Source organism: Cellulomonas sp. P5_C6 (genome assembly GCF_054049635.1).
This window is the reverse complement of record NZ_JBFULZ010000050.1, coordinates 1-23,348: the sequence shown is the minus strand read 5'-3', so window position 1 is coordinate 23,348 and position 23,348 is coordinate 1. Positions and strand designations below refer to the sequence as shown.

Annotated in this window: 24 protein-coding genes; 14 read left to right on the top strand and 10 right to left on the bottom strand. The window is 73.8% G+C overall.

What is annotated here, in order from left to right:
* Together ACXJKG_RS08125 and ACXJKG_RS08120 are read right to left on the bottom strand one after the other, a co-directional pair.
* Positions 1 to 1,270 (bottom strand): UvrD-helicase domain-containing protein (locus ACXJKG_RS08125; RefSeq protein WP_456845248.1); only part of this gene is annotated, 1,270 nt, incomplete at its 3' end.
* Between the two features lie 65 nt (positions 1,271 to 1,335).
* Entirely contained in the window at positions 1,336 to 2,292 is a 957-nt protein-coding gene (locus ACXJKG_RS08120) for a DUF3152 domain-containing protein (protein ID WP_456845247.1), read from the bottom strand.
* 47 nt (positions 2,293 to 2,339) lie between these two features.
* Between ACXJKG_RS08120 and ACXJKG_RS08115 the strand changes: the two genes are divergently transcribed.
* Positions 2,340 to 3,008, top strand: a complete 669-nt coding sequence (locus ACXJKG_RS08115; RefSeq protein ID WP_456845246.1) for a TetR/AcrR family transcriptional regulator — start codon at positions 2,340 to 2,342, stop codon at positions 3,006 to 3,008.
* Positions 3,009 to 3,096: 88 nt separating this feature from the next.
* Complete coding sequence (locus ACXJKG_RS08110) at positions 3,097 to 3,327, top strand: DUF3107 domain-containing protein (protein ID WP_456845250.1); 231 nt, start codon at positions 3,097 to 3,099, stop codon at positions 3,325 to 3,327.
* 100 nt (positions 3,328 to 3,427) lie between these two features.
* Here the strand turns inward: ACXJKG_RS08110 and ACXJKG_RS08105 are convergent, their stop codons facing one another.
* A complete protein-coding gene (locus tag ACXJKG_RS08105) occupies positions 3,428 to 4,138 on the bottom strand; it encodes a ferritin-like fold-containing protein (protein ID WP_456845245.1) in 711 nt (236 codons plus the stop codon).
* Positions 4,139 to 4,471: 333 nt separating this feature from the next.
* On the opposite strand from ACXJKG_RS08105, the gene ACXJKG_RS08100 reads away from it, so the two are divergent.
* Positions 4,472 to 6,217 carry a DEAD/DEAH box helicase gene (locus tag ACXJKG_RS08100; RefSeq protein WP_456845249.1) on the top strand — a complete coding sequence of 582 codons (1,746 nt, stop codon included), beginning with the start codon at positions 4,472 to 4,474 and terminating at the stop codon, positions 6,215 to 6,217.
* 57 nt (positions 6,218 to 6,274) lie between these two features.
* Here ACXJKG_RS08100 and ACXJKG_RS08095 read toward each other — a convergent pair whose 3' ends face one another.
* Both ACXJKG_RS08095 and ACXJKG_RS08090 read right to left on the bottom strand, forming a co-directional pair.
* Entirely contained in the window at positions 6,275 to 6,898 is a 624-nt protein-coding gene (locus ACXJKG_RS08095; RefSeq protein WP_456845244.1) for a MarC family protein, read from the bottom strand.
* Entirely contained in the window at positions 6,895 to 7,737 is an 843-nt protein-coding gene (locus ACXJKG_RS08090; protein ID WP_456845243.1) for a PHP domain-containing protein, read from the bottom strand. The genes ACXJKG_RS08095 and ACXJKG_RS08090 overlap by 4 nt, the downstream gene beginning before the upstream one ends.
* A 38-nt stretch (positions 7,738 to 7,775) precedes the next feature.
* Between ACXJKG_RS08090 and ACXJKG_RS08085 the strand changes: the two genes are divergently transcribed.
* Entirely contained in the window at positions 7,776 to 9,299 is a 1,524-nt protein-coding gene (locus tag ACXJKG_RS08085; protein WP_456845242.1) for an aminopeptidase P family protein, read from the top strand.
* A gap of 202 nt (positions 9,300 to 9,501) precedes the next feature.
* Here ACXJKG_RS08085 and ACXJKG_RS08080 read toward each other — a convergent pair whose 3' ends face one another.
* Positions 9,502 to 10,200 (bottom strand): general stress protein, encoded by a 699-nt coding sequence (locus tag ACXJKG_RS08080; protein WP_456845241.1) that lies wholly within the window; start codon positions 10,198 to 10,200, stop codon positions 9,502 to 9,504.
* 120 nt (positions 10,201 to 10,320) lie between these two features.
* Here ACXJKG_RS08080 and ACXJKG_RS08075 point away from each other — a divergent pair, with 120 nt between their 5' ends.
* The 3 genes from ACXJKG_RS08075 to ACXJKG_RS08065 are packed head-to-tail and all read left to right on the top strand — an operon-like array spanning position 10,321 to position 13,374.
* Entirely contained in the window at positions 10,321 to 11,631 is a 1,311-nt protein-coding gene (locus ACXJKG_RS08075) for a magnesium transporter MgtE N-terminal domain-containing protein (protein ID WP_456845240.1), read from the top strand.
* The gene (locus ACXJKG_RS08070; RefSeq protein ID WP_456845239.1) at positions 11,624 to 12,205 is read left to right on the top strand and encodes a DUF1003 domain-containing protein; all 582 of its coding nucleotides are present in this window, start codon (positions 11,624 to 11,626) and stop codon (positions 12,203 to 12,205) included. The genes ACXJKG_RS08075 and ACXJKG_RS08070 overlap by 8 nt, the downstream gene beginning before the upstream one ends.
* A 29-nt stretch (positions 12,206 to 12,234) precedes the next feature.
* Positions 12,235 to 13,374 (top strand): Mrp/NBP35 family ATP-binding protein, encoded by a 1,140-nt coding sequence (locus ACXJKG_RS08065; RefSeq protein ID WP_456845238.1) that lies wholly within the window; start codon positions 12,235 to 12,237, stop codon positions 13,372 to 13,374.
* Between the two features lie 4 nt (positions 13,375 to 13,378).
* Here ACXJKG_RS08065 and ACXJKG_RS08060 read toward each other — a convergent pair whose 3' ends face one another.
* The gene (locus tag ACXJKG_RS08060; protein ID WP_456845237.1) at positions 13,379 to 14,038 is read right to left on the bottom strand and encodes a dihydrofolate reductase family protein; all 660 of its coding nucleotides are present in this window, start codon (positions 14,036 to 14,038) and stop codon (positions 13,379 to 13,381) included.
* Between the two features lie 117 nt (positions 14,039 to 14,155).
* On the opposite strand from ACXJKG_RS08060, the gene ACXJKG_RS08055 reads away from it, so the two are divergent.
* The 6 genes from ACXJKG_RS08055 to ACXJKG_RS08030 all read left to right on the top strand — a co-directional run bounded on the left by ACXJKG_RS08055 (position 14,156) and on the right by ACXJKG_RS08030 (position 20,580).
* The gene (locus ACXJKG_RS08055; protein ID WP_456845236.1) at positions 14,156 to 14,941 is read left to right on the top strand and encodes a DeoR/GlpR family DNA-binding transcription regulator; all 786 of its coding nucleotides are present in this window, start codon (positions 14,156 to 14,158) and stop codon (positions 14,939 to 14,941) included.
* Positions 14,938 to 16,113: a galactose-1-phosphate uridylyltransferase gene (galT, locus tag ACXJKG_RS08050; protein WP_456845235.1), complete on the top strand. Its 1,176-nt coding sequence runs from the start codon at positions 14,938 to 14,940 to the stop codon at positions 16,111 to 16,113. Before ACXJKG_RS08055 ends, galT begins: the two co-directional genes overlap by 4 nt.
* Positions 16,110 to 17,309: a galactokinase gene (gene galK / locus ACXJKG_RS08045; protein ID WP_456845234.1), complete on the top strand. Its 1,200-nt coding sequence runs from the start codon at positions 16,110 to 16,112 to the stop codon at positions 17,307 to 17,309. The genes galT and galK overlap by 4 nt, the downstream gene beginning before the upstream one ends.
* 219 nt (positions 17,310 to 17,528) lie before the next feature.
* Positions 17,529 to 18,551 (top strand): efflux RND transporter periplasmic adaptor subunit, encoded by a 1,023-nt coding sequence (locus ACXJKG_RS08040; protein ID WP_456845233.1) that lies wholly within the window; start codon positions 17,529 to 17,531, stop codon positions 18,549 to 18,551.
* Positions 18,548 to 19,339 (top strand): ABC transporter ATP-binding protein, encoded by a 792-nt coding sequence (locus ACXJKG_RS08035; protein WP_456845232.1) that lies wholly within the window; start codon positions 18,548 to 18,550, stop codon positions 19,337 to 19,339. The genes ACXJKG_RS08040 and ACXJKG_RS08035 overlap by 4 nt, the downstream gene beginning before the upstream one ends.
* Complete coding sequence (locus tag ACXJKG_RS08030; RefSeq protein WP_456845231.1) at positions 19,336 to 20,580, top strand: ABC transporter permease; 1,245 nt, start codon at positions 19,336 to 19,338, stop codon at positions 20,578 to 20,580. The genes ACXJKG_RS08035 and ACXJKG_RS08030 overlap by 4 nt, the downstream gene beginning before the upstream one ends.
* A gap of 134 nt (positions 20,581 to 20,714) precedes the next feature.
* Here ACXJKG_RS08030 and ACXJKG_RS08025 read toward each other — a convergent pair whose 3' ends face one another.
* The gene (locus ACXJKG_RS08025) at positions 20,715 to 21,263 is read right to left on the bottom strand and encodes a helix-turn-helix domain-containing protein (RefSeq protein ID WP_456845230.1); all 549 of its coding nucleotides are present in this window, start codon (positions 21,261 to 21,263) and stop codon (positions 20,715 to 20,717) included.
* A 57-nt stretch (positions 21,264 to 21,320) separates the two neighbouring features.
* On the opposite strand from ACXJKG_RS08025, the gene ACXJKG_RS08020 reads away from it, so the two are divergent.
* Complete coding sequence (locus ACXJKG_RS08020; RefSeq protein WP_456845229.1) at positions 21,321 to 22,607, top strand: MFS transporter; 1,287 nt, start codon at positions 21,321 to 21,323, stop codon at positions 22,605 to 22,607.
* A gap of 45 nt (positions 22,608 to 22,652) precedes the next feature.
* Here the strand turns inward: ACXJKG_RS08020 and ACXJKG_RS08015 are convergent, their stop codons facing one another.
* Together ACXJKG_RS08015 and ACXJKG_RS08010 are read right to left on the bottom strand one after the other, a co-directional pair.
* Positions 22,653 to 22,937: an SHOCT domain-containing protein gene (locus tag ACXJKG_RS08015; protein ID WP_456845228.1), complete on the bottom strand. Its 285-nt coding sequence runs from the start codon at positions 22,935 to 22,937 to the stop codon at positions 22,653 to 22,655.
* Between the two features lie 112 nt (positions 22,938 to 23,049).
* Positions 23,050 to 23,348, bottom strand: a 299-nt coding sequence (locus ACXJKG_RS08010) for a response regulator transcription factor (protein WP_456845227.1), incomplete at its 5' end; no start/stop codon positions are given.

The window sequence follows — 23,348 nt, the reverse complement described above, 5'->3', positions numbered from 1 at the left end:
CCCCCGCCAGGGCGCGCCGCAGGGCGGTGACCTGCGCGCCCGACCGGGCCACGACGGCCATCTCGCCCCACGGCACACCCTGCTCGACGTGGGCGCTGCGCAAGGTGTGCGCGACGAACGCCGCCTCCTGCGCCGTGCTGGGCAGGATCGCGACGCGCACGTCGCCCCCGCCGGCCCGGGCCGCGGTCGCACGCCGGTGCTGCACGCCGCCGACCGCGCCGACCCGTTCGGCGATCCGCCCCACGACGGCCCGCAGGCCGGGGTCGTGCCGCCACGCGGTCCGCAGCACGACGGTCCGAGCCCCGAGCTCTCCCGGCCCGGTCCCGTCGACACCCGCCCGGCCGACGAGCGAGGGCGTCGCACCGCGGAACGTCTGGACGGCCGCGTCGGCGTCGGCGAGCAGGACCGTGCGGGCACCGTCGTCGGCGAGGGCCCGCAGCAGCCGCGCGGTGGCCGACGTGCTCTCCTGGTGGTCGTCGACCACGACCAGGCTCCAGCGCGGCCGCAGCGCGCCCGGCACCTCGTCCTCCCACGCCAGGAGGGCCTGCGCCGCCTCGTCCACGACGACGGCCGGGTCGAGCCGGGCGCCCAGGTCGGGCGTCCCGGTGCGCAGCTGGACGACGTCGAGGTACTCCTCGTACAGCCGCGCGGCGGCGGCCCAGGCGGGGCGACCCTGCGACTGCGCCAGGGCGGCCAGGTCCACGGGCGTCAGGCCGCGCTCGGCGGCGCGCATGAGCAGGTCACGCAGCTCGTCGCGGAACGGACGCAGCCCCAGCACGTCCGGGCGCACCTCGGGCGGCCAGGCCAGCGGCACGCCTTCGCCGGCCGCGTGGCCCGCCAGCAGGTCGCCGATCAGCAGGTCCTGCTCGGCGCCGGACACGAGCGTCGGGGCGGGCTCGCCCAGCAGGGAGGCACGCGACCGCAGGATCGAGAACGCCGCCGCCGGAGCCGTCTGCACCAGCGGGCGGCCGGACGTCCGGCGCAGCCGGGCCGAGAGCCGGTCCCGCAGGTCGGCCGCCGCGCGCCGGCCCGACGACAGGACCAGCACCTCCTCCGCGGACAGGCCGCCCTCGACGGCCGCGACCACGACCTCGAGCGCCACGGTCGTCTTGCCGGTCCCGGGGGCACCCAGCACCAGCAGCGCGCGGTCCGTGGCCGCGACGGCGGCCGCCTGGTCGGCGTCGAGCTCCACCGGTGCACCGGGGCCGTCCGCCGGGACGTCCGCGAACGCGGGGCGCACGAGGCGCAGCGCGTGCGCAGAGGTGGTCACGCGGACGATCCCATCACGAGCCACCGACACCCTCGACGTCCGACCCGCAGGTGTCGCTCAGCCCGTCAGGGGAACGGCCAGGCGTTCGGGGTGCAGGGCGCCACGCGGTACGACTGCTGCTGCATCACGGGGGCCGGCTGACCTGCGCCGGGGCACTTCGCGTGCGGGTGGCCGAGCAGGTGCCCGACCTCGTGGTTCACCAGGTACTGCCGGTACAGGGACTTGTCGAAGGCGTACTCGTCGGTCGCCTCGACCCAGCGGCGCAGGTTCAGCGCCGCGTGCCCGGCCCGGCCGCACGACACCTCGCCGTCGGTACGCAGCGGCGCGCAGAGGCTGTCGACCGTCGTGGGCGAGGCCAGGAGCACGCGGATCTCGGCGTCGCCGTCGGTCCGCGCGAAGGACAGCGAGCCGTCGCCGCCCCAGCCGCGCGGGTCGTTGAGCGTGGCCATCACGGTCGCCGCGAACGCGACCCCGTCGATCGCCAGGCCGTCCTCGACCTCGACCCGCACGGTGCGGACCGTGCCGGTCCCCGGACCCGGGTCGGAGCCGGCGACGACCGTGAAGGTGCCCGCGCCCGACTCGGGCACGTCGACCGACAGCAGACCCGCGGCCATGTCCTGAGCCGTCAGCCCGGGCGGGAGCGCGAAGACGCTGGGCGCCGGCTCCGAGGGGAGCATCCCGGGCGGCGCCTCGACCGGGTCCAGGATGCCCGGCAGGCGCCCGTCCGACATACGGCTCTGGGAGCCGTCGCGGTCGAGCAGCGCGTTGTCGTCGACGGGCAGGGCGGCGGCGCTCGACGACGGCCCGATCACGCCCTCGACCATGGCGGCGGCCTGCGGCGACCCCACCACCCACCAGCCTCCACCGGCGCCGAGCGCCAGCCCGAGGCAGACGGCGACGAGGGCCGGGAGCAGGCTGCGCCCCGCGCGGGATCGGTGCCGGTGCGACCGGGGCGGACGACGACGGGGGCCCGGCGCACGCGTCGGTCCCTGGCCCGTCCGGAGTTCACCCGGAGCCGTCACCCGGTCATCGTCGCATCCCTGACACATCCCGTGGCTACCATCACGGGATGACGGACGGGACAGACGACTCGACCCCGAGGGCCCGCAGCCCTCGGATGGCTCGCGACGAGCGTCGCGCCCAGGTCCTGCGCATCGCCCAGGAGCTGTTCTCCTCCGAGGGCTTCCACCACGTCTCGATGGACGACATCGCGGACCGCGCCGAGGTCAGCAAGCCGGTCCTCTACCGCCACTTCCCCTCCAAGCTCGACCTCTACCTCGCCGTCGTCGACCAGAACGGCGCGGACCTCCTCGTGGCCGTCGACACCGCGGTGTCCGGCATCGAGCAGGGGCCGGTGCGCCGGGGCGACGGTCGCGACGTCATCGCCGCGATCGTCAAGGCCTACATCATGTTCGTCGAGGGCGCAGGAGAGTCGTCCGCGCTGCTCTTCGAGTCGGACGTCACGCACGACGCCGACGTGCGGGCCCGGGTCGAGCACGCGTCCTCCGAGGCGACCCGCCGGATCACGGTCGTCCTCTCGCAGGTCACGGCCCTGTCCCTCGACGACGCGGGCATGCTCGCGGTCTCCCTCATCTCCATGGCGCAGGGCGCGGCGACGCACCGGCTGCGCCAGCCGTCGGACGTCGGACCCGAGCGCACCGTCGAGCTGGTGTCCCAGCTGGCCTGGGGCGGGGTGTCCGCGCTGATCCGGCCCGACTTCGTCTACGAGGACGCCTAGGATCGGACGACGTGCCACGGCCCACCGGGCTGAACGCAGTCACGGGTACGACCCGAGAACCACAGCGTGGAGTAAGGACGTGAAGGAGATGACGGTGGAGATCACCATCGGCGTGCAGAACCTGCCTCGGGAGATCAGCCTGGAGTCCGACCAGACGCCGGACGAGGTCGCCGCCGCCGTGGCAGCCGCCCTGAGCGGCCGCCCGGCCCTGGAGCTCGTGGACGTCCGCGGCCGCCGGCTCATCGTGCCGACGGCGGGCATCGGCTACGTCGAGATCGGCTCCGAGTCGAAGGGCCGCGTCGGCTTCGGCAACATCTGACGCGACTCTGGCGCGACGTCCGACGCGACGCGACGCGACGAGAGCCCCGTACGGAGACGATCTCCGTGCGGGGCTCTCGTGTGCTCGGGCCGTGAGGTGCTCAGGCCGTGAGGCCGAGGCGGCTCATCCGCCGGGTGTGCTGCGCGGTGAGCTCACCGAAGAGCTTGGTCGGGGGGTTGGGCGGCGCGGCGTCCAGGTTCGCGGAGCCCAGGGCCACCAGCCGGACGAGGGCGGGGCGCTGCACCAGCAGCCGCTGCACGACGCCGAGCGCCTCGCCGACGAGCCGGCGGCCCCACAGGGCGAGGCGCGCGGTGAGCACGCCGTCCTCCGCCCCCGCGGCGTCCAGCTCGGCCACCGCGAGCTCGGCGTGCGAGGCGTCGTCGAGCACCTCGAGCACGACGGCGCGCGACCCCTCGTCGAGCCCCTCGGCCGCCAGCCGGCAGAAGTCGTCGGCGACGCCGTACCCGACGTAGGCCTTCAGCAGCCGCTCCCACCAGGAGCTCGGCTGCGTGCGGGCGTCGAAGTCGTCGAGCACGTCGTGGTACTGCCGCACGGCCGCGACGGGGTCGCCGCCGATCGCGGTGATGCGGGCCAGGACGCGGTCGCGGCGCTCGACGGCGGCGGCCGCGAACCGGCTGAGCTCGAGGCTCTGCTCGATCGTCGGGGCCAGCGTGGAGTCGGCGGCGAGGCGGGAGAACGCGACGTGCTCGAGCTGGGCGACGAGCCCGAGGAGCTCCACGGCGTCGGCGAGCTCGAGGGAGCCCGGCGCCGGGATGGCCTCAGCACCGGTCCGTGCGTGCGTCGTCGTCATCCGAGGATCGTAGCCCCGGCGGGGCGTCGACCGGCTGGTCGGAGCGGTCGGATAGACTGTGCACGTAATTCGGTTGCCCGGTCGTCTCGGTTCCCCAGTTTGTTCGACGATCAGACCTATTCTCGCGCAGCCCCGGACCCGTCCGGACGACGCTCGCGAGTCGACTTTCACGATCGGCTGCCGGCCAACCCGCGTGGTGAACTCCGCTGTCGCCCGGGACGCTCCGACACCCGTCGGCCCCGGCAGCGCGCGGCCCACCACCCTTCGCAGTGAAGAGTCTTCGTGACCACCACCGACGAGACGCCGGAGCAGGTCTCTGCTCTGGCCGAGCCCATGACCCGCCCCCTGAAGAACACCTGGTCCTCCGTGCAGGCGGTGGAGGCCTCGTTCGCGGACTTCGACGTCCGCCCCGAGATCGTCCAGGCGCTGGCCGACGCCGGCATCACGCACCCGTTCCCCATCCAGGCGATGACCCTGCCGGTCGCCCTGTCCGGCCACGACATCATCGGCCAGGCCAAGACCGGTACCGGCAAGACCCTCGGCTTCGGTGTCCCGCTGCTGCACCGCGTGGTCGCCCCCGGCGAGGAGGGCTACGACCAGATGGCCCACCCCGGCAAGCCGCAGGCGCTCGTCGTCGTGCCCACGCGCGAGCTCGCGGTGCAGGTCGCCGGTGACCTGGCCACCGCCTCCTCGCGTCGGTCGGTCCGCGTGCTGCAGGTCTACGGCGGCCGCGCGTACGAGCCCCAGATCGCCGCGCTGAACAGCGGCGTCGACGTGGTCGTCGGCACGCCCGGGCGCATGATCGACCTGCTCAAGCAGAAGCACCTCGACCTGTCGCACGTGAAGGCGGTCGTGCTCGACGAGGCCGACGAGATGCTCGACCTGGGCTTCCTGCCCGACGTCGAGACCCTCCTCGCGGCCACGCCGGCGAGCCGCCACACCATGCTGTTCTCGGCGACCATGCCGGGCGCCGTCGTCGCGATGGCGCGCCGCTACATGACGCAGCCGACGCACATCCGCGCCGCGGACCCGGACGACGACGGCCAGACCGTCAAGAACATCAAGCAGGTCGTCTACCGCGCGCACGCCCTGGACAAGGTCGAGATGCTGGCCCGCATCCTGCAGGCCCGGGGCCGCGGCCTGACCATCGTCTTCGCCCGCACCAAGCGCACGGCCGCCAAGGTGGCCGACGACCTGGTCGAGCGCGGCTTCGCGGCCGGCGCGCTGCACGGCGACCTGGGCCAGGGCGCTCGCGAGCAGGCCCTGCGGGCGTTCCGCCACGGCAAGGTCGACGTGCTCGTCGCCACCGACGTCGCCGCCCGCGGCATCGACGTCGAGGCCGTCACGCACGTCATCAACTACCAGTGCCCCGAGGACGAGAAGACCTACCTGCACCGCACGGGCCGCACCGGCCGCGCGGGCGCCAAGGGCACGGCCGTGACGTTCGTGGACTGGGACGACATCCCGCGTTGGGGCCTGATCGACAAGGCGCTCGGCCTGGGCATCCCCGAGCCGATCGAGTCGTACTCGAGCTCGAAGCACGTCTACGAGGACCTCGACATCCCCGAGGGCACCAAGGGGCGCCTGCCCAAGGCGCAGCAGACCCGCGAGGGCCTGGGCGCGGAGAAGCTCGAGGACCTGGGCGAGACCGGGAAGCGCGGCGGCGGGCGCCCGTCCGGCTCGCACTCCGACGCGATCCGCGGCGGCTCGCGATCCGGCGACTCGCGTCGCGGCGACTCCCGCTCCGGCGACTCGCGGTCCGGCTCCGCACCCCACAGCTCCGCACCCCACAGCTCCGCCCCGCGCAGCTCCGGCCCGCAGACCGAGCGCCCCGCCGACGAGTCCGGCGAGGCCCGCGAGGGCGGCGCCCGTCGTCGTCGCGGGGGCCGTGGCCGCGGTCGCGGCGAGGGCGGGACCGACGTCGAGGGCGCCACGCAGTCGTCCGCACCCGCGGCCGAGCAGGGCGCCGAGGGTGCGTCGACCGGGGGCACGCGGCGCAGCCGCAGCCGTCGTCGCACGCGCAGCGGCCAGGCCGCCGAGGGTGGCGGCACCGCGCAGCCGTCGGCCACCGAGGGCTGACCGGCAGACAGTCAGGACGGGGTGCGGGCTCGACGGAGCCCGCACCCCGTCCGTCGTCTACGCCGCCTTGATGAAGGCCTCCACCGCGTCCGCGACCAGCTGGACGGCGATGGCGGCGAGCAGGAGCCCGGCGATCCGGGTCACCAGGATGGTGCCGGAGTCGCCGAGGATGCGGTGGATGACGTTGGCGAACCGCATCGCCAGGTAGAGCGCGACGTGCACGGCGACGACGCCGAGCGTGATGGCCACCCAGTCGGCGACCGTCTTGTCGGACTGCTGGACGAACACCATGGTGGCGACGATGGCGCCGGGGCCGGCCAGCAGCGGCGTGCCCAGCGGGACCAGCGCGACGTTGACCTTGCCGTTCCCCGACGGCTGCGGCTCCTCCATCTTGCCGGTGAGCAGCTCCATCGCGATGAGCAGCAGCAGGAGGCCGCCCGACGCCTGCAGCGCCGGGAGCGTGATGTGCATGTAGTTGAGCAGCGACTGCCCGAACAGGGCGAACGCGACGATGACGCCGAGCGCGACGAGCACGGCCTGCCGGGCCGCCCGGTTGCGCTGGTGGCGGGTCATCGCCCCGGTGAGTCCCAGGAAGATCGGGACGACCCCGGGCGGGTCCATGATCACGAAGAGCGTGATGAAGACGGACGCGAACAGGTACGCGTCGAACACGTTGCTCACGGCCGCACCACCGTCGTCGCCCCCTGCTCCTCGATCGCCGCGAGCACCTCGGGCGCGGTGAGATTCTCCCCCAGCCGGTTGGCCTTGCCGTCCCCGTGGTAGTCGCTGGAGCCCGTGACGAGCAGGCCCAGGCGTTCCGCGATGGCCGTGAGCCGGGCGCGCTGCGCGGGCGAGTGGTCGCGGTGGTCCACCTCGAGGCCGCCCAGACCGGCGGCGGCCAGGCGGTCGAAGACCCGGTCCGGCACGATGTGCCCGCGGGCGTCGGCCCCCGGGTGGGCGAAGACGGGGACCCCGCCGGCGGCCCGGATCGCCCGGACCGCGTCGGGACCGTCGGGCGCGTAGTGGGGCACGTGGTACGGCCCGTCGGAGGCCAGCAGGTACGCGAACGCCGCGTCCCGGTCGGGCACGACGCCGCGCGCGACGAGGGCGTCGGCGATGTGCGGGCGGCCGACGACCACGGCGTCGCTGGACTGGGCGAGCACGTCCTCCCACGTGATCGGCACGTCCCGCGCCAGGAGCTCGACGATCTGCCGGGCGCGGTTGAGGCGGGCGTCGCGCGTGCGGTCGAGCTCGACGGTGAGCGCCGGGTGCGACGGGTCCTGCAGGTAGGACAGCAGGTGGATGCTGATGCCGGCCGCGCGGGCGGAGACCTCGGTCCCCCGGACCAGCGCGATGCCGTGCTCGGTCGCCGCGGCCTCCGCCTCGGCCCAGCCGGCCGTCGTGTCGTGGTCCGTCAGCGCGACGACGTCGAGGCCGGCGGCGGCCGCCGCAGCCACCACCTGCGCGGGCGCCTCGGTCCCGTCCGACGCCGTCGAGTGGGTGTGGAGGTCGATGCGCACGGCCTCACGGTAGCCGGGACGGATGGGAGGATGACGCCATGAGTGACGTGACGCCCGAGACCGCACCCGCCCAGCCGCTCGCCGACCGCGGCAGCAACCGGTCCCAGCGGCCGGGCTCGCCGGAGTTCGTCCGGTGGATCACGTCCGGCTGGGGCGAGCGCCCGTCCTCGACCCTCGAGCGCGGCCCCGCCGCCGACCACACCGCCGCCCGCCGCTCGGCGCTCTCGGCCCAGTTCCCCGGCGACCGGCTGGTCGTCCCGGCCGGCACGTTCAAGGTCCGCTCCAACGACACCGACTACCGGTTCCGCCCGCACTCCGCGTTCGCGCACCTCACGGGCCTGGGCGCCGAGCACGAGCCCGACGCCGTGCTGGTGCTGCACCCGGTCGAGGACGGCACCGGCGACGACGGCAGCGGTCACCGCGCGGTGCTCTACATCCGCCCGCAGGCCGGCCGGGACACCGTCGAGTTCTTCTCCGACGCCCAGTACGGCGAGTTCTGGGTGGGCGCGCGCCCGACCCTCGAGGACCTCGAGACCCTGACCGGGATCACGACGACGCACATCGACGGCCTGCGCGACGGCGTGGCCAAGGACGTCGGCGAGGACGGCGTCCAGGTGCGCCTCGTCACCGACGTGGACGAGAGCATCGACGCCCTGGTCGAGGAGATCCGCGCGACCGAGGCGGCCCACGAGCGCGACGAGCGGCTGGCCGAGGCACTGTCCGAGCTGCGGCTGGTCAAGGACGCGTACGAGATCGAGCAGATGCGCCTCGCCGTCGACACGACGATCGACGGCTTCGAGAAGATCGTCCGCGCGCTGCCCGACGCGATCGCGCACCCGCGCGGCGAGCGCGTCATCGAGGGCACCTTCGTCGGGCACGCCCGCCAGGAGGGCAACGCGGTCGGCTACGAGACCATCGCGGCCGCCGGCGAGCACGCGACCACGCTGCACTGGATCGACAACGACGGCCAGGTGCGGGCGGGCGAGCTGGTGCTGGTCGACGCCGGGGTCGAGGTCGACTCGCTCTACACCGCCGACGTCACGCGCACGCTGCCCGTGGACGGCACCTTCACGGAGGTGCAGCGCCGGGTCTACCAGGCGGTGCTCGACGCGGCCGACGCGGGCTTCGCCGCCGCCGTCCCCGGCGCCCGCTTCCGCGACGTGCACGACGCCGCCATGACGGTCATCGCCGAGCGGCTGGCCGAGTGGGGCCTGCTCCCCGTCAGCGCCGAGGAGGCGCTGCTGCCCGAGAACCAGCACCACCGGCGCTGGATGGTGCACGGGACCAGCCACCACCTGGGCCTCGACGTCCACGACTGCGCGGTCGCGCGGGCCGAGCTCTACCTCGACGGCGTGCTGGAGCCGGGCATGGTGTTCACCATCGAGCCGGGCCTCTACTTCAAGTCGGACGACCTGCTGGTGCCGGAGGAGTACCGCGGCATCGGCGTGCGCATCGAGGACGACGTCCTGGTCACCGTCGGCGGCAACGAGAACCTGTCGGCGGCGCTGCCCCGCGAGGTCGACGCCATCGAGGCGTGGATGGCGGGGCTGCTCGACCGCTGAGTTGTCGATCTGGTCTGCCCGTCGGCGTCACTCCTGCGAGGAGTGACACKACCGACACAGGAGGCAGACATGGACGGCATGAACCTCGGGCTCGCACTGCTGTACGCGAGGGGGGCGACGATCCGCGAGGTCCGCAGCGCGTTCCCCGACGCGCCGCAGGTCGAGCCCGGACCGACGCGCCGCGAGCGCCGCGCCGAACGGCTCAGAGCGCGGTCGGCGGCCCGCTCGGCGGCGCGGACGGCCCGGGCTGGTCGGCAGGCGGTCCGCTCGGCGGAGCAGGTGGTCCGGGCGGCCCGACCGGAGGCACGGTCGGCGAGCCCCACGGCTGCGACGCCGCACCCGGCGGGTACGCACCCGACGGATCCGACGGACTGGTGGTGGTGAGCGGCGCGGGCGGCCGCGCGGGCCAGCCGGACTGCACGCCGCCGATCTCGCGCAGCAGCTCGCGCGCCTTGTGCGCCTGCTCGGACCGGCACAGCACGGCGTAGGACGACGCGACGATCTGGCTGGTCGACGTGAAGTCCCGCCGCCCGCGCGAGAACGAGTACGTGATCACCGAGAACAGCAGGCCGAACGCGCCGCCGATGAAGATCGCCGGGACGAGCGGGCTCTGCGACCCCGGGGACGAGAACAGGCTGAGCAGCAGGCCGACGAACAGGCCGAACCAGGCGCCGGACAGGAACCCGCCCAGCGCGGCCCGGGGGTACGACAGCCGCCCGGTGACGCGCTCGACCATCCGCAGGTCCGTGCCCACGATCGTCACCAGCTGGACGGCGAACGCCTTGTCGGCCAGGTGGTCGACGGCCTTCTGCGCCTCGAGGTACGTGGCGTAGGCCGCGACGGTCTCACCCTGGGGTGGGGTGGGGGTGCGCGGGGGGCGTGCGTTGCCGGAGAACGACATGCGGCGATCCTCTCCCAGGGCCGCAAGGATCGCCAGAGCCTGGCGACGCCCGGGTGACGCGTGGCCGAACAACCGGCGGGGCGACGGCCCACGGCCGGAGGCCGGTCTAGGCTGGCCGACGTGAGCAGCGTCGGGACCAGGGTGTTCGTCGCGCGCCTTGCCGGGACCAACGTGTTCGACCCCCTCGGTGACCAGGTGGGACGAGTCCGCGACGTCGTCGTGCTGGTGCGCCCCAAGGGCGCGCCCCGAGCCGTGGGCCTCGTCGTCGAGGTGGCGGCGCGACGGCGCGTGTTCCTGCCGCTCACGCGCGTGACCTCGATCGACTCCGGGCAGGTCATCTCGACCGGCCTGGTGAACATGCGCCGCTTCGAGCAGCGCGCCTTCGAGACCCTGGCCGTGGGCGAGCTGCTGGACCGCACCGTCGAGTTCGTCGACGGCTCCGGCTCGGCCGTCATCGAGGACGTCGCCATCGAGCTCCAGCGCAACGGCGACTGGGTCATCTCCAAGGTCTTCGCCCGCCGGGTGCCCGTCGGCGGCCGGGGCATCCTGCGTCGCCGCGGCGAGACGCTGCTGGTGTCCGTCGACGAGGTCACCGGCCTCGGTCAGGCGACCGCGGCCCAGGGCGCGGAGCTGATGCTCGCCCAGTACGAGGACCTCAAGCCGGCCGACCTCGCCGACGTCCTGCACGACCTCGGGCTCACCCGTCGGCTCGAGGTGGCCAGCGCGCTGGACAACGAGCGCCTGGCCGACGTGCTCGAGGAGCTGCCCGAGGACGACCAGGTCGGCATCCTGCAGGGGCTGGCCCGCACGCGCGCCGCCGACGTCCTCGAGGCCATGCAGCCCGACGACGCGGCCGACCTGCTGGGCGAGCTCCCCGACGACCAGCAGGCCGAGCTGCTCGAGCTCATGGAACCCGACGAGGCGAAGGACGTCCGGCGGCTGCTCGCGTACGAGGACAACACCGCCGGCGGTCTGATGACCACCGAGCCCGTGATCCTCGGCCCCGAGACCCCGATCGCCGCGGCGCTCGCGCACGTCCGCCGCCAGGACCTCACGCCCGCGCTGGCGTCGATGGTGTTCGTGGCACGCCCGCCGCTGGAGACGCCGACCGGCCGGTTCATCGGCGTCGTGCACCTGCAGCGGCTGCTGCGCGAGCCCCCGCACGAGGCCATCGGCTCGATCRTCGACACGGACATCGAGTCGATCCCCGTCGACGCCCCGCTGCTGTCGGTGACCCGCAACCTGGCCACCTACAACCTGCTGGCGCTGCCCGTGGTCGACGCCGAGAAGCGGCTGCTCGGCGTGGTCTCGGTGGACGACGTGCTCGACCACCTGCTGCCCGAGGACTGGCGCGAGACCGACGACGAGGGCAACCTCTCGGACGCGAGCCTGCTCGGCGGCGCACCCCGCCCGGGGGTGAGCCGTGGCTGACCGCCTCGACACGCCGCTGGAGTCCCGCCGCCGGTTCATCCGGCGGCCGCAGATCGACGAGGACGCCTCGGGCAAGATCTCGGAGAGCATCGCGCGGTTCCTGGGGACCCCGCGGKTCATCATCTACCTGACGGTCTTCTGCATCGTCTGGATCGCCTGGAACGTCTACGCCCCGGACAGCATCCGGTTCGACCAGGCGGCCAACGGGTTCACGGCGCTGACGCTGGTGCTCTCGCTGCAGGCCTCCTACGCCGCGCCGCTGATCCTGCTCGCGCAGAACCGGCAGACGGACCGCGACCGCGTGCAGGCCGAGCAGGACCGCCAGCGGTCCGAGCGGAACCTGGCCGACACCGAGTTCCTGGCCCGCGAGATGGCGGCGCTGCGCATCGCACTGTCCGAGGTGGCCACCCGCGACTTCGTCCGCTCCGAGCTGCGCAACATGCTCGAGGACCTCGTCACGGACCGCGAGGGGGACGACGACGACCGCGACCGGGAGCGCCCGGAAAAGAAGTCCGACCGCGGGGACAAGAAGCGCCAGCCGCGCGGGGCGGCCGACAAGGCCGCGCGCGGTTGACCCTGCGCACGACACCTACGATGGGCCGCATGCCGGAGCCCACCGACCCGTTGTCCGACGCCGTCCGCGAGGCGCTCTCGCACGTGCTGGACCCCGAGATCAAGCGCCCGATCACCGAGCTCGGGATGGTCCGGTCGGTCGAGGTCGTCGGCGCGCACGCCACCGTCGGCATCGACCTGACCACCCCCGGCTGCCCGCTGAAGGACACGCTGACGCGCGACGTGAGCGCCGCCGCGGCGACCGTCGAGGGGATCGACGACGTGTCCGTGGTGTTCGGCGTCATGTCGGCCGACCAGCGCGCGGCGCTCAGGACCCTGCTGCGTGGGACGTCGGCCGAGCCCGTGATCCCGTTCGCGCAGCCGCAGTCGCTGACCAAGGTGTTCGCGATCGCGTCGGGCAAGGGGGGCGTCGGCAAGTCGTCGGTCACCGCCAACCTCGCCGTCGCGATGGCGGCCGACGGGCTGAAGGTCGGCATCGTCGACGCCGACATCTACGGCTTCTCGATCCCCCGGATGCTCGGGGTCACGCGCCAGCCGACGCGCGTCGACGACATGCTGCTGCCGCCCGAGGCCTTCGGCGTGCTGGTCGTCTCGATCGGCATGTTCGTGCCGCCCGGGCAGCCGGTCGTGTGGCGGGGGCCGATGCTGCACCGCGCGCTGCAGCAGTTCCTCGCCGACGTGTTCTGGGGCGACCTCGACGTGCTGCTGCTCGACCTGCCGCCCGGCACCGGGGACATCGCGATCTCGGTGGCGCAGCTGCTGCCGTCGTCCGAGATCGTCGTGGTGACCACGCCACAGGTGGCCGCGGCCGAGGTGGCCGAGCGCGCCGGGTCCGTCGCGGTGCAGACCCGGCAGCACGTGGTCGGCGTCGTGGAGAACATGTCCTGGCTCGAGCAGCCCGACGGGTCCCGGCTGGAGCTGTTCGGGTCCGGCGGAGGGACCCGGGTCGCCGAGAACCTCACGCGCCTGACCGGCTCCGACGTGCCGCTGCTCGGGCAGGTCCCGCTCGACGTGCGCCTGCGCGAGGCCGGCGACGACGGCACGCCCGTGGTCCTGTCCGACCCGGACTCCCCCGCGGCCGTGGCGCTGCGCGAGGTCGCCCGCTCGCTCGTGTCCCGCCGGCGCGGCCTCGCGGGCCGCTCCCTGGGCCTGACCCCGGCGGGCCGCTGACCCCTTAGCGGGCCGCGCGCCGGGTGAGGACGAGATGGACGACCCCGGACGGTGACGGGGTCGCCTCGATGTCGAAGCGCTGCTCCAGCCCTTCGAGCCCGTCCCAGAGCCGCTCGCCGCGGCCCAGGACGATCGGCACCAGGACGACGTGCAGGTGGTCGATCAGGTCGGCCTCGAGGAACTGCCGGACCGTGCTGACGCCGCCACCGATCCGGACGTCGAGGTCGCCGGCCAGGGCGCGCGCCTGCTCGAGCGCGGCCACGGGGTCGGCGTCGACGAAGTGGAAGGTCGTCCCGCCCTCCATCTCGAGCACGGGCCGGGGATGGTGCGTCAGGACGACGACCGGCGTGTGGAAGACGGGGTCGTCGCCCCACCAGCCCTTCCACTCCTCGTCCTGCCAGGGACCGCGCTGCGGGCCGAACTTGTTGCGCCCCATGATCTCGACGCCGATCCCGGGACCCCACGCGCTGGCGAACGCCTCGTCGACGCCGTGGGATCCCTCGGTCTCCCCGTGGATGCCCATCTCGCGGAACGTGCGCGTCTCGAAGGCCCACTCCATCAGCCGTGAGCCGGCGTGACCGAACGGGGCATCGAGCTGCTGACCCTCGCCGGTGCCGAAGCCGTCGAGGGAGACCGAGAAGTTGTGCACGCGGACGCGGGACATGTCATCTCCTTCGCGGGTCGCCGACGACCCACGTCCGACCATGGAGGATGCATGCCGAGGTGTGCAACCCGAGGCCCCGGTGTTGAAGTTTGTTTGGTTTCGTGCGAGGCTGTTCGGGTGCTCGCCTCCCAACGCCAGGACCGGATCCTGGCCGTGGTGCGTGCCGACGGCGCCGCACGCGTGTCGGACCTCGTCGAGAGCCTCGACGTCTCGGACATGACGGTCCGCCGCGACATCGCGGAGCTGGCCCGCGCGGGACTCGTGCGGCGGGTGCACGGCGGCGCTGTCGCGCCGGACGCGCCCGGCCGGCCCACCGACGAGCCCGGCTTCGAGGCCAAGCGCTCGTGGGCGGGGCCCGAGAAGGCGGCGATCGCCCGCGCCGCGCTGGCCACGATCGAGCCCGGACAGGCGATCGCGCTGTCGGCGGGCACGACGACGTACCTGCTGGCCGAGCTGCTGGCCGGCGCCGGCATCGGGAGCCTCACGGTCGTCACCAACGGCCTGCGGATCGCCGAGGCGCTGGACGGTGCGCCGGGCATCGAGGTGATCCTCACCGGCGGGGTACGGACGCCGTCCGACGCGCTGGTCGGCCCTGTCGCCGACGCGACGCTCATGAGCCTGCGCGTGGACCGCGCCTACCTCGGCGTGCACGGGCTCGACGCGCACGGCCCGACCACCCCGAACCTGGCCGAGGCGGCGACCGACCGCGCGCTCATGGCCTGCGCCGCGGCGACCACCGTGCTCGCCGACCACACCAAGTGGGGGGTCGTCGGCCTGGCCCGCATCGCCCCCCTCGAGGACATCGACGTCCTGCTGACCGACGACGGTCTGCCCGCCGACGCCCGACGACACCTGACCGCGACCACCCTGGTCCTGGTCGACACCACTGGAGCCACCCTGTGACCGTCCGACTGACCACGACCACGCTCGCCGACGGGCGGGAGCTGCTCTACTTCGACGACTCCGAGCCCTACGTGTCCGGCGCGGCCACCCGCGAGCTGCACGACGCACGCCCGCTGGTCGACCGGTTCGCGCCCGTGCTCGACGCCGACGGCGTGCCGCAGCCCGTGACCGGCCCGGAGCTGCGCCGCGACCCGCTCACGGGCGAGTGGATCCCCATGGCCGCGCACCGCATGAACCGCACGTTCCTGCCGCCCGCCGACGCCAACCCGCTGGCCCCCGCCAAGCCCGGCGCCGCGTACCAGGACGGCGAGATCCCGGCGCAGGACTACGACGTCGTGGTGTTCGAGAACCGCTTCCCGTCGCTGCTGGCCGTCCCGGGCGTCCCCGACGCGCCGGTGCAGCGCGACGACGAGCCGCTGTGGACGGTGCGGCCCGCCGCCGGCCGGTGCGAGGTCATCTGCTTCTCGGCCGACTCGACGGCGTCGCTCAGCACGGTCTCCCCGACGCGCATGCGGACCATCGTCGAGGCGTGGGCGCAGCGGACCGAGGCGCTGCACGCGCTGCCCGGCATCGAGCAGGTGTTCGTGTTCGAGAACCGGGGCAAGGAGATCGGCGTCACGCTGCACCACCCGCACGGCCAGATCTACGCGTTCCCGTACCTCACGCCCAGGACGACCTCGATGCTGGCGCAGGCGCGCGCGCACCGGGAGCGGACCGGCCGCCTGCTGGGCCGCGACGTGCTCGACGCCGAGCTCGCGCACGGCGAGCGGATCGTGCTGGAGTCGGAGCACTGGGTGGCCTACGTGCCGTTCGCGGCGCGCTGGCCCGTCGAGGTGCACCTGGCCCCGCGCCGCGACGTCCCCGACCTGCCGGCGCTCACCGACGCCGAGCGCGAGGACCTCGCGACGACGTACCTGACGCTGCTGCAACGGCTCGACCGTTTCTTCGTCGGCCCCGACGGCGAGGCCATCCCGCTGCCGTACATCTCCGGCTGGCACCAGGCGCCCGTCCGCGACGGCCGCGAGGACTCCCGCCTGCACCTGCAGCTCTTCTCGGTGCTGCGCGCGCCGGGCAAGCTCAAGTACCTGGCCGGCGTCGAGTCCGGCATGGGCGCCTGGATCAGCGACACCACCCCCGAGCGCATCGCGACCCGACTGCAGGAGCTGGCATGACCCCCGAGTGGCTCGAGGCCTGGACCCCGTCCGACGGCGCGGAGCGCGCCGTCGGGCTCTTCACCGCACGCTTCGAGGTCGAGCCCGACGGCTCGTGGTCCGCGCCCGGTCGCGTCAACCTCATCGGCGAGCACACCGACTACAACGGCGGCCTCTGCCTGCCCATCGCGCTCCCCCACCGCACCTACGCGGCACTGCGGCGTCGCGACGACGACGTCGTCCGGCTGGTCTCGGCGCAGGAGCCGACCGGCCTGCGGACGATCGACCTGGCGGACGTCGCGCCCGGCACCGTCGACGGCTGGGCCGGCTACGTCGTGGGCGTCGCCTGGGCGCTGCGCCAGGCCGGGCACCCGGTGACCGGCTTCGACGTCGCGGTCGACTCCTGCGTGCCGTACGGCGCCGGCCTGTCGTCGTCGGCGGCCCTCGAGGCGTCGGTGGCGGTCGGGCTCGACGCGGTGTTCGGGCTGGGCCTGGCGGGTTCCGACGAGGGCCGCGCCACCCTGGCCGCGCTCTGCGTCCGCGCCGAGAACGAGATCGCGGGCGCCCCGACCGGCGGCATGGACCAGGCGGCCGCGCTGCGTGCCCGCGAGGGGAACGCGCTGCTGCTCGACTGCCTCGACGGGTCGGTCCGGCACGTGCCGTTCGACCTGGCCGCGCACGGGCTGGCCCTGCTCGTCGTCGACACCCGCGCCGAGCACGCGCTGGTCGACGGCCAGTACGCCGAGCGCCGCGCGTCGTGCGAGGCCGCGGCGGCGCGCCTCGGCGTCGGCACCCTGCGCGAGATCTCCGACGACCCCCGCGGGCTGGAGTGGGCGCTGGACAAACTCGACGACGAGGTGCAGGTGCGCCGCGTCCGGCACGTGGTGAACGAGATCGACCGCGTGACCTGGTTCGTCGCGCTGCTCGACGCCGGCGAGGTCGGGCTGGTCGGGACGCTCATGAACCAGTCCCACGCCTCCCTGCGCGACGACTACGAGGTGTCCAGCCGCGAGCTCGACCTCGTGGTCGACACCGCGCGCGCCGCCGGTGCCGTCGGGGCGCGGATGACCGGCGGCGGGTTCGGCGGGTCGGCGATCGCGCTGGTCGACGCCAGCGAGGTGGACCACGTGGCGCACGCGGTCGCGGACGCGTTCGCGGACGCCGGGCTCCGGGCGCCTGCGTTCCTGGTGGCGACGGCCGCGGCAGCAGCGGGCTGATCGGGCGACGGGTCCGGCGCGGCGTCGCGCGCCGGACGCTGTCATCGTCGGAGACACGCGCGCCGGTGCTTGACCGCTAGTGCACATCGCGCAGTAGTGTCTGCCGCACGGTAACGGGTCGACCCGCCGGCCACGTCATCCTTGCGGTGGATCCGCAGGCCAGGGCGGTGTCGATACGTTCCGGACGCCGTCCCGACGCCGAGACCGAGGAGCCCGACCGTGGGGGTCACCCGCAGGATCATCTTCCCGACCATCCGCCTGATCCTCTGGGCGATCATCGCGGCCGCCCTGGTGAAGATCGCGTTCGCCGGCGCCGACGTCACCACGACGGACAACTCGCTCAAGCCGACGGGCGCGATCATCCAGCCGACCGTCGAGGTGGCCACGGGAACCGTGACCAACGCCGTCACCGTGCAGGCGTCGGTCGTGGCCGACCCGGCGGTCGTCGTCCGGGCCACGCTGGCCGGGACCGTGTCGAAGCTGCTGGTGGCGGACGGAGCGGCCGTGGCCGTCGGGACGCCGATCCTCGAGATCCGGCAGGAGACCCCGCAGGACCCGATCGTGACCACGAACCCGGAGACCGGCGAGCAGACGACCACCGAGCGCCGGCCCAAGGTCGTCGTCGAGACCGTCAAGGCTCCCGTCGCCGGCACGCTGTCGATGCCGACCCTCAAGGACCAGGTCGTCTCGGTCGGCGACGAGGTGGGCAAGGTGGCGCCCGGCACGCTCTCGGTCACCGGGACCCTCACGCCCGACCAGCAGTACCGGCTGGTCGGGGCGCCCACCCAGGCCAGCGTCACGCTCAACGGCGGACCGGCCCCGTTCGACTGCACGGGCCTGCGGGTCGGCGCGGCGGCGGCCACCGGCAGCGACCCGACCGGCGACGGCTCCACGCCGGCGTCGTCGGGGACGGTGACCTGCGCGATCCCCGCGGGCGTGACCGCGTTCCCCGGGCTCGGCGCGACCGTCGAGATCACCAACGGCACGGTCTCCGACGCGGTCGTCGTGCCCATCACCGCGGTGCAGGGCACGGTCCAGAAGGGCAACGTCTGGGTGGTCGCCGCCGACGGCACCGACGAGAAGCGGCCCGTCGGGCTGGGCCTGACGGACGGCGCGAACGTGCAGATCACCGAGGGTCTGGCGGCCGGCGACACGATCCTGCAGTTCATCCCGGTGCCCGGCGGCGCCGGCGCGCCCGTCGACTGCAACCTCACGTACGACCCCGCGGTGTGCGGCGGATGAGCCTCCTCGAGCTCACCGACGTCACGCGGTCGGTCCGGCTGCCCGACGAACGGCTGCTGCACATCCTCCAGGGCGTGACCCTCGCGGTCGACGCCGGCGAGCACGTCGCGATCGTCGGCCGGTCCGGCACGGGCAAGTCGACGCTGCTCAACATCCTCGGCCTGCTCGACGCGCCCACCACCGGGCAGTACCTGCTGGAGGGCGTGCCCATCGGCAAGCTGTCCAACGGTGCGCGCACCCGGCGGCGGGGCCGGGACTTCGGGTTCGTGTTCCAGCAGTTCAACCTGCTGCCCGGCCGCACGGCCCTCGAGAACGTCGCCGCCCCCCTGCTCTACGCGCGGGGACGGCAGTTCTGGTCCCGCAAGCGACTCGCGGCGCAGATGCTCGAGCGGGTCGGCCTGGGCGACCGGGTGGACACCATGCCCGACAAGCTCTCGGGCGGCGAGCAGCAGCGCGTCGCCATCGCCCGGGCGCTGGTGCGCGGTCCGCGCGTCATCCTCGCCGACGAGCCCACCGGTGCCCTCGACGTCGAGACGGGCGGGGAGGTCATGTCGCTGCTCGACGAGATCGCGTCGCAGACCGGCGCCGCGCTGGTGACCATCACCCACGACCTGGCGGTGGCCGCGCGCGCCGAGCGCCAGTACCGGCTCACCGAGGGGGTCCTGGTGCCCATCCGGCTCGACACGACATCCGACTGGGTCGGCGACGTGCCGACGCTGGTCGCCGACCGGTCGTCGCACACCGAGCGCCGGCTGCCCGACGCGGACGAGTCGGGGGTGCCCGCATGACCGGGGTCGTCGGAGCGATCGTCGAGGCCTGGGGCGAGCTGCGCATCCACAAGCTCCGGGTGCTGCTGGCGCTCATCGGCGTGGCCTGCGCGGTCACCGCGATCACCGGGGTCACCGCGCTGGTGTCCATGCTCAACCAATCGTTCAAGGAGCAGAACGAGCGGCAGTCGGGCCGCGTGGTCACCCTCAACATCAACGCCTGGCCGCAGGACGGCGCCGCGGCGACCCCGGCGACCTGGGACGACGAGTTCGCGCGGGTGCTCGACCGCTACGACATCACCTACGCCAGCCACGACGAGTGGACGCAGGCGATGATCCGCTTCCCGGACGGCACCCGCCCCGTCCAGCTGCGGGCGGTCGACGCCGACCTGGGCACCATCGACCGGATCGTGCCCGAGCAGGGCCGCTGGTTCGCCGACGCCGACGAGGAGGCCATGGCCCCGACGCTCGTCGTCAACCAAGCGTTCCTCGCCGCGCAGGGACTGGGCGACCTCGCGTCGCACCCGACCGTCCAGCTGGGCGACCGGGCACCGGTGACCGCGTCGGTCGTCGGCGTGGTCCGCGACGAGTGGCCCGGGGTCGACCCGACGGCGTTCGTGCTCTACGACCAGTTCCACCGGTGGATCGGGCCGGACGGCTCGGGCACGCAGGCGGGCACCTCGGGACCGGCCCTGCCGAACCCGATGGCGCCCACGCAGGTGCCGACGATGTACCTCTGGGTGCCCACGGACCAGTCGGCGGCGCTCGGCGACCAGATCAAGCGGGACATGCAGGCCGTCGCCCCCGGCTGGCACGTCGAGGTGAACGACAACAACTACGACAGCGGCGGGCTCGACCGGGCGACGAAGTGGGTGGGCATCGGCGTCGGCGGCTTCGCGCTGCTGCTCGGCGGGCTCGGGCTGGTCAACATCGCGCTGGTGACCGTCCGCTACCGGATCCGGGAGATCGGCATCCGGCGGTCGTTCGGGGCGACGTCCGGCCGGGTGTTCTTCGGCGTGCTGCTCGAGTCCGTGGTGGCGACGGTCGTCGCGGGGCTGGTCGGCGTCGTGCTCGCCGTGGCCATCATCAAGAACATCCCGGTCGACCGGGTGTTCGGCGGCGGCATCCAGGACATGCCGCCGTTCCCGATCAGCGCCGCGCTGGTGGGGATGGCCGCGGCGGTGGCCGTCGGCGCCCTGGCCGGCCTCATCCCGGCGACGTTCGCGGTGCGGGTCAAGGTGATCGATGCGATCCGGTACTGACGGACGCGCCGGACCGGTTGTGCTACTCGAGKTGGATGTGTCGAACCGACGCGCTCCGTAGCGTCACACCAGTAGCACCGCGCAGGGGATGAGGAGCGCCGGGCGACCGCGGAGGGGCGGGAGCCCGGCGTTCCTCATGCGGTCGCGCGGCGGGTGACGTCCTCGTGCAGGGCCCAGAACAGGGAGTAGGGCGTGCCGTCGGGGTGCGGGGGGCGGGCGGCGAAGTCCTGGAAGACCGCGTCCAGCCGGGCAAGGAGCTCCTCGAGGCCGCTCTGGTCCAGGCGGAGCCCGAGGCGGGTGGCGAGCACCTCGGCGGGGTCGACGAGCGCGACCTCCTCGAGGAACGTGTTGATGAGGATCCGGCTCATCCCCGGGGCCCCCGGTGTGCGCCACGACTTCCCGGTCGCCCGGTACGGCACCTCGCGGGACCCGCGCGCACCGCGCCGGACGGGCTCGGCCGCCAGGAAGCCGCGGTCCACCAGGGTGCGGACGTGGTGCAGCACGGTCGCGGGGTTGCGGTCCAGCCGGTCGGCGATCTCCCGGTTGGTCAGCGGCTCGTCGAGACAGAGCCGCAGGATCCGCAGGCGCAGCGTGCTCGCGAGGGCTCGCGCGTCGGCGTCGACCTCGGCGGTGCTGTGGGCCGTGCTCTTCGCGCTGCTCTCGGCACGAGCGTTCTCCGTCATGGGTCGATCCAAGCACAGTGATTGACTTTTCCCAATCACTTGTCGATGCTGGTCGCCGTGAGCACCGAGACACCCACCCGATCGCTGATCCACCACCCGGACTTCCGGCGGCTGTGGACCGGCGACGCCTTCGGCCAGCTGGGCGCCCAGCTGACCGCTCTCGCCCTGCCCATCTTCGCGGTCCAGACGCTCGCCGCCACCGAGTGGCAGATGGGCGTCCTCAACGCCGCCGAGTACGCGGCGTTCCTGGTCATCGGCCTGCCGGCCGGCGCGTGGGTGGACCGGATGCGCAAGCGCCGGGTGCTCATCGTCGCCGACCTGGTCCGCGCCGCGGTCCTCACGGTGGTCGTCGTGACCGCCCTGACCGGCCACGCGTCGATCCCCCTGCTGGTCGGCGCCGCGCTGGTCATCAGCGTCGCCACCGTCTTCTTCGACGTGTCGCACCAGAGCTACATCCCCGGGCTCGTCGGGATCGACCACCTGGTCGAGGGCAACTCCAAGCTCCAGGCGACCGCGTCCGTCGCCCAGGTCGTGGCTCCGGCCATCGGTGGCGTGCTGCTCCGCGTGATCACCGCGCCCGCCCTCATCGCCGTCACGGTGGTCACCTACCTCGTGTCGGCCTTCTCGGTCGGCCGCATCCGCCACCAGGAGCAGACGCCGCACCCGGACACGAGACGACCGTTGAAGGTCGAGATCGCCGAGGGACTGCAGTTCGTCGTGCACGAGCCCTACCTGCGCCGGATCGTCGCGTGCACCGGGCTGGGCAACTTCGCCGGCGCGATCGGTGGCGCCGTCACGGTGATCTTCGTGCTGCGGACCCTCGGGCTCGGCACGGCGGCGTACGGCGCCATCCTGTCGGCCGGGTCGATCGGCGCGCTGCTCGGCGCCGTCGTCGCGGGCCGGCTCGCGCAGTGGATCGGCGAGGGCCGGATCATCCCGCTGTCCGCGCTGCTGATGGCTCCCGCCGCCGCTCTGACACCGCTCGCTGCGTCCGGCACGGTGCCCGCGACGGTGCTCCTCATCGCCGGCGGCGCGGTGTTCGGCTTCGCCGTGATCGTCTACAACGTGGGGCAGGTGAGCTTCCGGCAGCGCGTCTGCCCGCCGCCTCTGCTCGGTCGGATGAACGCGTCGGTGCGGTTCATCGTGTGGGGCACGATGCCCATCGGCGGGCTGCTCGGCGGCTGGCTCGGCACCCACCTCGGGGTGCTTCCGACGCTCTGGGTCTCCGTCGGGATCATGGCGTTCGCGGCGCTGCCCGTGGTCCTCTCTCCGCTGCTCCGGATGCGCGACCTGCCCGGCGCACCCGCCGCGCCGGAGCCGCAGGACGCACCGAGCGAGGCCTGACCGCCCTGGTCGGGACGCACCGACCCGACCAGGGCTGGGCAGGCGTCAGCCGCGTGGCGCGTCCGCGGCGAGCAGCACCTCGAGCCGGGCGCGGTACTCGGTCTCGTCGATCTCCCCGCGGGCGTAGCGCTCGGCGAGCACGCTGCGCGCGCCGCTGGTCCCGCGCGGGCCCTCGCCCTCCCAGTAGCGGCGCCGCCGGCGGGCGCCGAACGTGAAGAACAGGGCGATCACGCCGAACCAGAACAGCGGGACCAGCAGGAACCAGGGACCGGGTCCCCATCCCCACCCCCAGCCGTAGCCGACCGGGTGGGACAGGAGCGTGGTGAGCATGACGACCTCCGACGATGCGTGGCGGCCGACCGTCGACCGCACCACCACCGTCGCCCCGCGACCCCGTCCGGGTCGTCGTCCACCCGGACCGTCCTGGTCGCTCCGATCGGAGTCAGCCGGCCCACCCGGGCCGCACCAGCCCCGACTCGTAGGCGAGCACCACCATCTGCGCCCGGTCCCGCGCGCCCAGCTTCGTCGCGGCCCGCAGCACGTGCGTCTTGACGGTCAGCGGACTGAGGAACAGGCGCGCGCCGATCTCGTCGTTCGACAACCCCTCGGCGACGAGCACCAGCACCTCGCGCTCTCGCGGCGTGAGGTCCGCGAGCGCCGACGAGCTCGGCACCTCCCGCGTCGCCCGGGCGACCGTGGCCAGCAGCCGCCGCGTCACGGTCGGTGAGAGCAGCGCGTCAC